General features: G+C 72.8%; 10 protein-coding genes and 1 pseudogene. 5 read left to right on the forward strand and 6 right to left on the reverse strand.

The genetic code is table 11. From position 1 onward, the window contains the following. The 3 genes from H5J30_RS07200 to H5J30_RS07210 all read right to left on the reverse strand — a co-directional run. A partial coding sequence (locus H5J30_RS07200) for an MMPL family transporter (protein ID WP_181786319.1) occupies positions 1 to 1,111 on the reverse strand: 1,111 nt, incomplete at its 3' end. A gap of 121 nt (positions 1,112 to 1,232) precedes the next feature. Beyond that, positions 1,233 to 2,324: a cation diffusion facilitator family transporter gene (locus H5J30_RS07205; RefSeq protein WP_181786320.1), complete on the reverse strand. Its 1,092-nt coding sequence runs from the start codon at positions 2,322 to 2,324 to the stop codon at positions 1,233 to 1,235. A gap of 147 nt (positions 2,325 to 2,471) precedes the next feature. Continuing rightward, entirely contained in the window at positions 2,472 to 3,704 is a 1,233-nt protein-coding gene (locus H5J30_RS07210; RefSeq protein WP_309505457.1) for an MFS transporter, read from the reverse strand. A 76-nt stretch (positions 3,705 to 3,780) separates the two neighbouring features. Here H5J30_RS07210 and H5J30_RS07215 point away from each other — a divergent pair, with 76 nt between their 5' ends. After that, the gene (locus H5J30_RS07215; RefSeq protein ID WP_181786321.1) at positions 3,781 to 4,344 is read left to right on the forward strand and encodes a CGNR zinc finger domain-containing protein; all 564 of its coding nucleotides are present in this window, start codon (positions 3,781 to 3,783) and stop codon (positions 4,342 to 4,344) included. A gap of 310 nt (positions 4,345 to 4,654) precedes the next feature. On the opposite strand, the gene H5J30_RS07220 is transcribed toward H5J30_RS07215, so the two are convergent. The 3 genes from H5J30_RS07220 to H5J30_RS07230 all read right to left on the reverse strand — a co-directional run bounded on the left by H5J30_RS07220 (position 4,655) and on the right by H5J30_RS07230 (position 8,971). After that, complete coding sequence (locus H5J30_RS07220; RefSeq protein ID WP_181786322.1) at positions 4,655 to 5,314, reverse strand: response regulator; 660 nt, start codon at positions 5,312 to 5,314, stop codon at positions 4,655 to 4,657. Then, positions 5,311 to 6,624 carry a sensor histidine kinase gene (locus H5J30_RS07225; RefSeq protein ID WP_181786323.1) on the reverse strand — a complete coding sequence of 438 codons (1,314 nt, stop codon included), beginning with the start codon at positions 6,622 to 6,624 and terminating at the stop codon, positions 5,311 to 5,313. The genes H5J30_RS07220 and H5J30_RS07225 overlap by 4 nt, the downstream gene beginning before the upstream one ends. A gap of 130 nt (positions 6,625 to 6,754) precedes the next feature. Continuing rightward, positions 6,755 to 8,971 (reverse strand): MMPL family transporter, encoded by a 2,217-nt coding sequence (locus H5J30_RS07230; protein ID WP_181786324.1) that lies wholly within the window; start codon positions 8,969 to 8,971, stop codon positions 6,755 to 6,757. Between the two features lie 308 nt (positions 8,972 to 9,279). Here H5J30_RS07230 and H5J30_RS07235 point away from each other — a divergent pair, with 308 nt between their 5' ends. The 4 genes and pseudogenes from H5J30_RS07235 (at position 9,280) to H5J30_RS07250 (ending at position 11,964) form a co-directional block, all read left to right on the forward strand. Then, on the forward strand, positions 9,280 to 9,576 hold the full coding sequence (locus tag H5J30_RS07235; RefSeq protein WP_181786325.1) for a hypothetical protein: 297 nt from the start codon (positions 9,280 to 9,282) through the stop codon (positions 9,574 to 9,576). A 137-nt stretch (positions 9,577 to 9,713) separates the two neighbouring features. Beyond that, positions 9,714 to 9,842, forward strand: a pseudogene (locus tag H5J30_RS07240) (lipase family protein); the annotation flags it as partial. A gap of 196 nt (positions 9,843 to 10,038) precedes the next feature. Further along, positions 10,039 to 10,602, forward strand: coding sequence for a hypothetical protein (locus H5J30_RS07245; RefSeq protein ID WP_181786326.1), 564 nt, complete (start codon positions 10,039 to 10,041; stop codon positions 10,600 to 10,602). A 291-nt stretch (positions 10,603 to 10,893) separates the two neighbouring features. Further along, on the forward strand, positions 10,894 to 11,964 hold the full coding sequence (locus H5J30_RS07250) for a fatty acid desaturase family protein (protein ID WP_181786327.1): 1,071 nt from the start codon (positions 10,894 to 10,896) through the stop codon (positions 11,962 to 11,964). Positions 11,965 to 11,998: the final 34 nt, after the last annotated feature.

The raw sequence follows: 11,998 nt of genomic DNA on the forward strand, positions 1-11,998 counted from the left end.
CGCCGACGACCACCGCGAGGGGGCGACGGCGCAGGAGCTTCGCGTACGGGCCGGCGGCCTGTCCGTACGAACCGGACCCCCCGGACTCCGCACCCCGGCGCTCCAGGCGTCCGCGCGGTGTCAGCCACCGGTCGGTGATGCCCAGCAGGGCGGGCACCAGGGTGAGCGCGAGGCCGAGTGTCGCGGCGACGCCGAGCATGCAGGACACGGCCAGCCCGCGGACGAAGGGCACCCCCATGAAGAACATCCCGCCCAGCGACACGATCACGGTGGTGCCGGCGAAGAGCACCGCAGCGCCCGAGGTGCCGGCGGCCAACGCGACGGCCTGCTCGCCGTCGTGGCCGTCGCGGCGGGCCCGGCGGTAGCGGACGGCGATGAACAGCGCGTAGTCCACGGCGACACCGAGGACGATCATCACGGCGACGGACATGCTGAAATCCGGCACGTTCATGGCCTTGCTCAGCAGCATGACCAGCCCCATGGCGGTCGACAGCCCGGTCAGGGCGACCAGGAGGGGCAGCCCTGCCATCGCCAGCGAGCCGAAGGCCGCGAGCAGGATGACCAGCGCGACGGCCAGCCCGACCGTCTCGCTCAGCCCGGTGCTCGGCTTCGGGGCGAACATGGTTCCGGACAGCTCGACGCGCAGACCGTCACCGGACATGCCGGTCAGCCGTTCCTTTATCTCCTCGGCAGCCTCGTCGGGCACCTCCGTCCGGCCGACGGTGAAGACGATCCGCGCCGTCGCGGTGGTGCCGTCGCCACTGACGAGGCCGCCGCGGGCGGCGTCGTCGAAGGGGACGACATCGGCCACCACCGGGTCGGCGGTACGCGCCGCCGCGAGCACGTCCCGCGCCCGCTGCGCCGTGCCGGGCGCGTCGAGACCGGCGGCGGCGTGCAGCACGATGTCGCCGGTGCCCGCGGCCTGTTCGGGGAAGTGCCGCTCCAGCACCTCGTACGCGCGCTGGGAGTCGGTGTCGGGCAGGTCGTACTCGGAGTCGAAGTCCGTCCCGGCCATGCCGCCGACCGACGCGAGGGTCAGCGCGGCCAGCAGCCAGCCGAGGAGGGTGGTCCAGCGCCGGCGATGGCAAGCGCGGGCGATGCGGACGAGCATGATGCGGCCTTCCGTACACGACTTTGCTCTACGTCTCGTAGAACAACTGTGGGCGGCACCGTAGCAGGACTCTCCCCACTTGCTCTACGCAACGTAGAGGAGCAGTCGGACAGTTACGGACCTACGGAGCCGCGACCGGGGCCGCGTGGTGGGCCAGCGCCTCGTGCGGGTCCGCCTGGCCGGTGGCCGGGGCGGGGTCGGCGTGCACCAGTACCGCGGTGAGCTTCGGTACCGCGTGGAGCAGGGCGTGCTCCGCCGCCACCGCCACCTCGTGCGCTTCGCGCACGCTCAACTCGCCGTCCACCTCGATGGCGACCTCCGCGCGCAGCCGGTGCCCGATCCAGCGCAGCCGCAACTCGCCGACGGCCCGTACCCCCGCGACCCCTCCCAGGGCGTGTTCGGCGGCGTCCACCAGCGCGGGGTCGACGGCGTCCATGATCCGGCGGAACACCTCGCGGCCCGCGTCGCGCAGGACGAACAGGATCGCCGCGGTGATCAGCAGGCCGACGACAGGGTCGGCCGCCTGCCAGCCGACGGCGGCACCGCCGGCGCCGAAGAGCACGGCGAGGGAGGTGAATCCGTCGGTACGGGCGTGCAGGCCGTCGGCCACCAGCGCGGCAGAGCCGATCTCGCGGCCGACGCGGATGCGGTAGCGGGCCACCCATTCGTTGCCGAGGAAGCCGACGACCGCGGCGGTCGCGACCGCGGGCAGGTACTCGACGTCGCGGGGGTTCACCAGCCGGTCGATCGCCGTCCAGGCGGCGAAGGCGGCCGAGGCGGCGATGGTGAGCACGATGACGATGCCCGCCAGGTCCTCGGCGCGGCCGTAGCCGTAGGTGAAGCGGCGGTTGGCGGCGCGGCGGCCGAGGACGAAGGCGAGCCCGAGGGGTACGGCGGTCAGCGCGTCGGCGGCGTTGTGCGCGGTGTCGCCGAGCAGCGCGACCGAACCCGAGATGACCACGACGACCACCTGGGCCAGGGCCGTGACCCCCAGCACGACCAGGGAGATCCACAGCGCGCGCATACCGCGGGCGGAGGATTCCAGCGCCTGGTCGGTCTTCTCGGCCGCATCGTGGGAGTGCGGCGTGAGGAGGTGGCCTACGCGGTGCCGCCAGCGAGACAGACGGCCGGCGTGCCCGTGCTCGTGGTCGTGCTGGTGGTCGTGCTGGTGGTCGTGCTTGTGCTGGTGGGGATGCGGGTGCTGCTCGCTCACGGAGTTCCGCCCTTCCGGCGCGGCGGGCAAGGGGACGCCAGCGGCGCCCACCCCATTATGTGCACATGAACGCACGCATGCACTTATTACCTGCGCACCGTACGCAGTCGCAGATCGCGTGCGAAGTTGCAGACGGCATGCACGAGATCACAGAACAGTCGGCTCCGACGGCTCCGCGAGCACCCCGGCAGTCCCGCCGCGGGCCGCCCGGCGGCCGGCGGCCAGGGCGACAGCCGGCTGGACCACTGCCAGGACCACGCAGAGACCGGCCATGGCGGACCACATCGCGGCAACCCCGGCGCGTTCGAGGAGCTGGGTCCCGAGCAGCGGTGCGGCGACTCCGGCGATGCCCCAGCCGGTGCCGTAGACGGCGAGGTAGCGGCCGGTGCCGCCGGGCGGCGCCAATTCCGCCACGACGGCGAGGGCCCGCCCGACCAGCAGCAGGTCACCCAGACTCCACACGACGGTCGCGACGATGTGGGTACCGAAACCGTCGGCCACGGCGTACCCGGCCAGGCCGGCCGCCAGCAGGACGCCGCCGGCGGCGAAGGCGGCGGGCCCGGACCGGGCGGACAACGGCTCCAGGCGCAGCAAGGGCTGGCCGGCGACGATGGTGAGCGCCGAGACGGCCAGGAGCAGTCCGGCGTCGGCCGGCTCCAGGCCCCGTTCGGCCAGGGCGAGGGGCAGCGTGACCGCGATCTGCAGGTAGACCGCGGCGAAGAGCGTGCCGGTGAAGAGCATCGCGAGGAGCATGCGGTCACGCCACGGCGCGATCCTCGCAACGCCGCCCCCTCGCCCGCGCGTTCCCGGCCGGTCGGCAGGCAGGGCGACGCGGACGACCAGCGCACACAGCAGGCAGGTGACGGCATCGGCGACGAACAGCCACCGCAGATCCCACCGGCCGAGCCCGGCCGCGATCACTCCGGCGGCCAGACCCGCCACCGCGAGCGCGGCGTTGAGCAGGCTGTACGCACGTACCCGCGCGGCTTCCCCCACCGCGTCGGCGATCATCGCCTGGCTCGGCGGCTCGTACAGCTCGAAGACCAGCCCGAGCAGCACCGTGAACCCCATCACGACCGCCAGACCCGGCGCGGCGGCGATCCCGGCCTGCGCCACGGCGCAGCCGGCCAGACCGGCGACCATCGTCCGGCGCCGCCCGAACCGGTCGGCCAGCCGGCCACCGGCCAGGCGCGAGGGAATCGTGGCGAACCCGAAGACGGCGACCACCAGCCCGGCTGTCGCAGGAGCGGCGCCGTACCGCGCAGTGATCAGCACGGCGAGGAACGGCAGGGAGAACGCCCCGAGCCGGTTCACCGCACGGGCGGCGATGAGCACCCAGACGGTACGCGGCAACCGCTGCCCGCCGGAAAGACCCCGCACGACCCACCGCCCGTCACTGACAAATCAGATAACGTCAGTGACGACGCTAGACCTCGAAGGAGTGACCGGTCAAGTGATGTTCGACAGTCACGTAGCGACGCTGCTGGACGTATCGGCCGCCCTCGTGAACACGCTCACCGACGGCACCGCCCGCGGCCGCCCCTACACCGCGCCCCGCGACGGCGACCTGCCCACCGCCGTCACCGCCGCCCTCCCCGGCGAAGCCCGGGTCGAGCCCGCGGCGGCGGCGCACCTGGCCCGCACCGCCGACCAGCTACGGGCCGTCTTCGAAGCCGTGGAGGACCACCGCATCGACGCCGCCGCCGACCGGCTCAACACCCTCCTGCGCACCACCGGCGCCCGCCCCCAACTGGACCGCGTACCCGGCGAACCCTGGCAGGTCCACTTCCACGGCGCCGACGACACCCTCGCCGTCGGCTGGAGCGCCGGCTGCGCGACCGCCCTCGCCCTCGCCCTCGGCAGCGACCTCGCCGGCCGCCTCGGCGTCTGCCAGGCCCCCCGCTGCGACCGCGTCTACGTCGACACCTCCCGCAACGCGGCACGCCGGTTCTGCTCCACCGCCTGCCAAAGCCGCGTCAAAGCCGCCACCTTCCGCGCCCGCCACACCCCCGGCCACTGACCCTCATGGGCAGCAACACAGCGAATGGGAAAGCGTGTTGGGTTCACACCCGCACGGGTTCGAATCTCGTTTCCTCCGCTACGCCAACGGTTTGAGCAGCGTTCCGGCTCGCCGCATCCGGCGTGATCCGGCCGGAGCCGGGGCGGGGCGGGCGGTCAACGACGGCGTTGAGACCGCGCCGACAGTCGTGGTGGCGGGGGAGTCCCGCACCGACCCCGATCCGGGCCGGGTACGAGAGCGGCTCCCCTCCTCCGCGTGATTCGGGTCCGGGACCCGGCGCCGGAGAGTTGCCGGCAGCAACCGTTGCGCGTTACGCGGGTCTTACCAGGCCCGTGTCGAAGGCGAAGATCACCGCGTGGACCCGGTCCCGGGCCCCGATCTTCGCCAGTACCCGGCCCACGTGCGACTTGACCGTCGACTCCGCGAGTGAGAACCGCTCGGCGATCTCGGCGTTGCTCCAGCCGGTGGCCATGGCGATGAGGACCTCGCGTTCGCGGTCGGTCAAGGCGGCGAGCAGGCGCTCCTGTTCGTGGGTCGTCGGGCCCGGCATGCGGTCGGCGAAGGCGTCGAGGAGTCTTCGGGTCAGTCCGGGTGCGATGACGGCGTCGCCGGCGGCCACCGCCCGTACGCCGGCGATGAACTCGTCCGGCAGGGCGTCCTTCAGGAGGAAGCCGCTGGCGCCGGCGCGCAGTGCCGCGTACGCGTACTCGTCCAGGTCGAAGGTGGTCAGGACGAGGACCCGGGAGCGGCCGCCGGACTGGACGATGCGGCGGGTGGCCTCGATGCCGTCCATGCCGGGCATGCGGACGTCCATCAGTACGACGTCGGGGCGGAGTTCGGCGGCCTTGCGTACCGCTTCGGCGCCGTGTGTCGCCTCGCCGACCACCGTCAGATCGGGGTGCTGCTCCATCAGCATGCTGAAGCCGAGCCGCTGGAGGGTCTGGTCATCGACGATGAGGACGGTGGTCATGCGGAACGCTTCTCCCTGGGTGCCGAGGTGGTCGCGATCACGAAGCGGGCGTGTACGGTCCAGCCACCGCGGTCGTTGGGGCCCGCGGTCACGCTCCCGCCGTAGAGGGCGGCCCGCTCGCGCATGCCGACCAGGCCGCGGGCGTCGTCGTTGGACCGCGGGGTGAGCGCCGGTCCGGTGTCCTCGACCGTGGCGTCGACGGCGGTGTCGTCGGAGGTGATCGTCACCTGGACGGCCGTGTCGGCCGCCGCGTGCTTGAGGGTGTTCGTCAGGGCCTCCTGGACGACGCGGTAGACGGCGAGTTGGAGGCCGGGCGGCAGGTCGGGCCGGGCGCCTTCGGTGTGCAGGGTGACGGCGGGGCCTGCGGCGCGTACCCGCGCGAGCAGCGGCCCCAGGTCGCTGAAGCCCGGCTGGGGGGCGAGCGGGGTGGAGTCCTCGGTGGCGCTCCGGTCGTCGTCGCCGATGACCGCGAGCAGGCGGCGCAGTTCGGCCAGGGCGTCGCGGCCGCTGTCGGAGATGATGCGCAGGGTCTCGGCGCCCCGTTTCGGCTTCGCCTCGGTCAGTCCGGCGGCGCCGTTCGCGAGGCCGACGATGACGGCGAGGGTGTGGCCGAGGATGTCGTGCATCTCCCGGGCGACGCGCGCGCGTTCCGCGGCGGCGGCGAGCCGGGCCCGCTGGTCGCGTTCGACCTCCAGCCGGACGGCGCGTTCCTGCAGGCTCCTGATGTAGGCGTTCACGACCCGGGCCACCAGCCCCGCCGCGGCGACGGCCACCACGAGGGACGCCTGGATGAGTGCGATCACCCAGGTCTGCAGGCCGACCTCCTGCCCGTCGCCGCGGACGGCGGTGGCGAGGGCCGTCTGCGCGGCGGCGATCGCGACGCAGACCGCGAGCGATACGGGCCGCACGGCCCGGCCGACATTGAGCAGTGCCACCACCCGCGCGGCCTCGGACCCCGTGTTGGCGTCCCAGGCGAGTGCCACGGCGGCCACGGCCGAGGTGACGGCGAAGATCAGGATGGGCCGCTGCTGCCGCCACAGCAGCGGAATGCAGAAGGCGGCCATCAGGGCCAGGAGTACGGGTACGCCGGGACCCGGGTCGCTGTCCGCGTTCTGCAGGGCCGGGATGCCGAACAGCGCGCAGAGCAGCGGCACACCCCAGCGCCTGACCCACGGATGGCCCTGGTCCGCCTCGACGATCCGTCTGAGCTTGCGCATAACCAGGACGTCCGAGGGCCGCTCCGCCTCGCCCAGCAGTACCTCGGGCTCGACCGGGGAGCCGGACGGCTGGGCCGCGGTCGGTGTGGTCACGTCGTACGCCCTCTCGGTGCGGGGACCGCCCGCCGGTTCCCCGGGGAGTACGGGGCCGGCCGGCGGGGCGGTTGTCGGTCGCGGGCGGGCGGGGCGCGTACCCCCTGCCCCGGATCGTACGACCGGAAGCTCAGCCCTTTCCGGTGGGCACGCGCTCGGGCTCCGGCGCGCTGTCGGGGACCTCGCCCAGCCGTAGCCGCAGCCTCTCGCCCTCCACGTCCACGTTCGGCAGCAGCCGGTCCAGCCGGCGGGGCAGCGACCAGGCACGGCGGCCGAGCAGCGCCATGATCGCGGGCACGATGGTCATCCGCACCACGAAGGCGTCGAAGAGGACGGCGGCGGCCAGGCCGAGGCCCATCGACTTGATGATCGACTCGTCGCTGAAGACGAACCCGGAGAACACCGCGATCATGATGACCGCCGCGGCCGTGACCACCCGGGCCCCGTGCCGGAACCCGGCGACGACGGCCTCGTTCGGCGCGGCCCCGTGGACGTACTCCTCGCGCATCCGGGTCACCAGGAAGACCTGGTAGTCCATGGCGAGTCCGAACACCACCCCGATCATGAAGATCGGCAGGATGCTCACGACCGGGCCGGTCTGGTCGACGCCGAAGACGTCCGCGAACCAGCCCCACTGGAAGACGGCGACGACGACACCGAGGGTCGCCAGCACGCTCAGCAGGAAGCCGGCGGCAGCCTTGAGCGGAACCAGGATCGAGCGGAACACCAGCATCAGCAGGATCAGCGCCAGGCCGACGACCACGCACAGGTACGGGACGAGGGCGTCGGTCAGCTTGCCGGAGATGTCGATGTTGAGGGCGGTGGTGCCGGTGACCATCACCTCGGCGCCGGTGCCCTCCCGCAGGTCCGCGCTCCGGTCGCGGATGTCGGAGACGAGGTCGACCGTCTCCCCGCTGCTCGGCGAGGAGCCCGGGACGGCGCTGATCAGGGCGACGTCACCGCCCTGGTTGAACGTCGCGGGGCTCACCGAGGCGACGTCGGGCAGCGAGTCGAGCAGGGCGCGCGCCTCGTCGGCGGCGGCCTGGGGGTCGCCGCTGCCGCGGGCGTCGACCACGACCGACAGCGGGCCGTTGTAGCCGGGGCCGAAGCCGTCGGTGATGGTGTCGTACGCGATGCGCCGGGTGCTGCCGGGGGCGGCGGACTCGTCGCTCGGCATGCCGAGTTCCAGCGACAGGGCGGGGGCGGCGAGCAGGAGCAGCCCGGCGACCGAGGAGAGGAGGACCTTGACCGGGTTGCGCAGCACGAACGTCGACCAGCGCACGCCCAGGGGCTCGCGCTCGCCGCGCTCGACGGAACGCATCCGGCGGGTCCTGAGCTTCCCGGTCGCGATCCGTCCGCCGGCGAGGCCGAGGATCGCGGGCAGCAGGGTGAGCGCGATCACCACGGCGACGACCACCGCGAACGCGGCGCCGAGCCCGATGTCGGTGAGCACCCTGATGCCGATGACGCTGAGCCCGGCCAGCGCGATGATCACGGTGAGCCCGGCGAACACCACCGCGGAACCGGCCGTACCGACCGCCCGCCCGGCGGCCTCCTCCGGCGCGTGCCCGCCCTTCAGCTCCTCCCGGTAGCGGGAGACGATGAACAGGGCGTAGTCGATGGCCACCGCCAGGCCCAGCATCAGGGCGAGCGTGCTCGTGTTCGAGCTGAGGTCGATGAACGAGCCGGCGAGGGTGATCGAGAGGATCGCCAGCCCGACCCCGAACAGCGCGGTCAGCAGCGGCAGCCCGGCCGCGACCAGCGAGCCGAAGGTGATGACCAGGACGACGGCGGCGATCAGGATGCCGATCAGCTCGGTCGTACTCTGGTGGGCTTCCTCGGCCACCGCCGTGCCGCCCATGCTGACGTGCAGGCCGGTCCGCTCGCCCTGGGCGGCGATATCCTCCAGGTCCGCGCGGGCCCGGTCGCTGACGTCGGTGTCCGCGACCTCGTACGTCACCTGCGCGTAGCCGATCGTGCCGTCCTTGCTGACGGTGCCGCCGGCGTACGGATCGGCCACCGCCTTCACCTGGTGCGCCTGCCCGAGGTCGGCGACCAGTGCCTCGACCCCGGCCTTGTGGGCGCCGGACGTCAGCCGCTGCCCGTCCGGCGCCTCGAAGACCACCCGGGCCGTGGCCCCGTCGGCCGAAGCCTGCGGAAACTCCTCGGTCAGCAGGTCGAGGGCCTTCTGGGACTGGGTGCCGGGGATGCTGAAGGTGTCCGTCGTCTTGCTCTCCACGCCCGTGGCGGCGATGCCGACGGCGGCCAGCACGGCTATCCACAGCATGAGGACGAGCCTTCGCCGCCGGAACGAGAACCGGCCGAGCCGGTAGAGGAACGTGGCCACGGAGAACCCCCGGGAGGCGTGCAGAGGACGGGACTGGGGCCGCGATCCGACCCCGCGCTCCACGCTAGGTACGCCTGGCCTCGGTCGATTGGGTCCACGGTGGCGAAGAAGGCGGTCGGCGGTGATACCGCGGTGCCATCCCGGGATCCTCCGCGAGAGGTAGGCCGGGGGTCTTCGCGTACGCATCCGGCTCTCCGGGGCCGCTCCCGTGTGTCGCGGACGCAGGAACGTTACCCTAAGTCACTGCCGCCCTACATTCTGTGCCAGCGGGTGACCGCCCGCCTCTACCGGGTCACAGGAGGATTCGCATGCGCCTGCGTCGTGTCGCCACCGTGCTGGGCACTCTGGCATCCACCGGGGCCCTGGCCCTCGGGCTCGCCGGCTCGGCCGCGGCCGCCCAGGGCACGCTCGTCCTCGACGGCCGGCAGTACCAGAACCCGAGCGGCTGCTACGACTCGACCCGGTGGCCGCTGCGGGTCGCCAACAACACCGACCAGTCGGTGGTCATCTACAACGGGAAGGACTGCGGCGGCCGGGTGGTGGATGTCGTCCGGCCGGGCGGCCAAAGTGTCTCCGAGTTCGGCGGGAGCGTCTACGTGCACTGACCCGTACCCGGCGTCAGCCCCCGCCCTGCCCTCCGGGATCGGCGGCCCCTGCCACCCGCGACTCCCAGGCACGTGAGTGGGGGTTCGCCGAAGTGCGCCACCACCGGACGCGGTTCACCAGGCTGCGCGACTCCGCGGGCTTGCTGGGCAACCTGGCGGACCGTGCCAAGGGGCTCACCGCAGACGCCTTCGCGCCCGCCACGGACGGGGTCCGGGACCATTCGATCAAGCGCTACATCGCCGCCATCGAGCAGAACCTCTGCTGACCAACCCGCGCCCGGGCCCCCGCGGTCGACCACCGCGGTCGACCACCGCCGCGCTCTCACGGCGCGTGCGCTGGGACAACCGGGTGCGCCGCGTCGTTCGTTCGGGTTTCGCGGCATTTCAGCGCGGACGCGGGGGAAGTCCGTCGCTGCGGGGCGATCGGCCCCGTGAAAGTCCGGTACGACAGGAGCGGATGCCATGGCAGCAGACCCGACGGTGAACGCCTTCTTCAGCCTTCACGTCCCCGGCGACCTCGTCGAGGCCCTGGTCGGCCTGCAGCAGGAACAGCGGGAACGGGTGGACCCGCAGCAGCGCGAACACATCCACATCACCCTGGGCTTCCTCCACAACGCCGACGCGGCACGCCTCGCCGACGCCGCCGCGCTGCTCAGCGGCGGCGACTGGCCCGCCCCCGTCATCAGGCCGACCGGTGAAGTACGGCATGGAAGCTGGCGGTTGCAGAAGGACCCGTCCTACCACTACGACGGCGACCTGGTACAAGCGCAGGAGCAAGTCCGGCTGGGCGTGGAGCACACGGACGAACTCGCCGCGATCTACTCCGGCCTCATCGACCGCCTGGGGATCGCCGAGGACGGGTTCTGGCCCCACGTCACCCTGGGCCTGGCACGGCACGACTTCCCCCTCGCGGCGGTCACGAACATGCCCCTGCCCACCCGGGGATCAACCGCTCCCAGCGTCGACCTGCAGCAGGAGCTGACCGCCACCGACTTCAGGATCCTGGTCCGCAAGGAACTCGGCTGATCGCGGCGGGGCACCGGCCTGCCGTACGTCCCTGTTCTCACTCCAGTGGCCGGTCCGGTGGGCACTTCTTGCACGACGCGCGCGCGGCCACGTCGGTCCTTGCGCCCGCCTGCCCCTGACCTGCGGGGTCGAACAGGATGCGGGAAGTCCCGGCAGGACGCCGCCGCCCGCAGGGCGGCTGCGCCGCGCGTATCCGCCGCGGGCGGCAGCCGTCCCGTTCTCCTACGGTTTCCGGGAGAGAGGGAAGGTTCCCGACGACTGCCCGCGACTCGCTGTGCCAGGAGGAGCCCGATGGCCAAGAGGGGTCCTCACACGGCGCTCGGGGCAGCGGCGCTGAGCCGGCGTACGCGCTACGGAACCGGAGCCTCCGGGCGGATGCGCAAGGTCCTGGGCCGGGAACTCGTCACCGAGCTGGAAGCTCTCTGCGGCCGTCCTGCCGCGGGGACGCGCGACATCGCGGTGGACCTCGCGTCGATCGCGGCGGCCGCCGCACTCGGCACCTTCGCCGGCCACCGCTGGGGCCCGCTGCTGGCCGCCGGCTACATCGGCATACGGCAGCGCCACCTGGCGAACCTGGTCCACGAGTGCGTCCACTCCAAGCTGCTGGCCGACCGGAGGGGAAACCGCGTCGTCGGATACGTGCTGACGGCCCTCCTCGGCGAGGGCTTCCTGCCCTACCGCAACAGCCACGTGGTGCACCACGCCAAGCTCGGCTCCGACGAGGACCCGATGTTCCGGTCCTACCTGGCCGGCGGCATACGTGCGGCCGGGCCCACGCGGCGCTCCTTCGTCCTGCGCGTCATCGCGCGCAACGCCGTCTGGCACCTGCCGAAGAACGCCGTCCGCACGCTCGTCACCAAAGCGCCGGACGAGGCGTGGCGGGCGTTCGCGGGGCGGGCGGCGCTGTGGGCGGGCCTGGTGGCCGTGTGCTGGCCGCTCGGTCTCCTGCCGTACTTCCTGCTGTACTGGGCGCTGCCGGCGGTCTTCGTCAGGCCCGTCGTCAACTGGCTCACCGACCTGGGCAACCACGCCGGCGTCATCGAGAACGCGGACCCGCTGCTCCAGACCCGCGGCTGGTCCTCGCACTGGCTCACCCGCCACCTTCTCGGCAACCACCTCGACGACATGTACCACCCGATCCACCACTGGTGCCCGCAGATCCCCTGGCGCCGGCTCCCCGAGGCCGCCGCCCTGGCCGCGCGGAGCCTGGACCGGTGGGCCGAGACGCCCTGGTGCAGCGGCTACTTCTTCCGGCGCAGGGCCACGCCGGACCAACCGTGCGTGATCGAGGACATCGTCGCGCGCCTGAACGCGACCGCCGCCCGCGTCGGCACCGTACGCGCCGACGGTACGGCCGCCTGAGCACTGCCCGGCTGCCGTGCGCGCCGCCGCACCG

The sequence above is a fragment of the Streptomyces phytophilus genome (assembly GCF_013870535.1).
GTDB lineage: Bacteria > Actinomycetota > Actinomycetes > Streptomycetales > Streptomycetaceae > Streptomyces > Streptomyces phytophilus.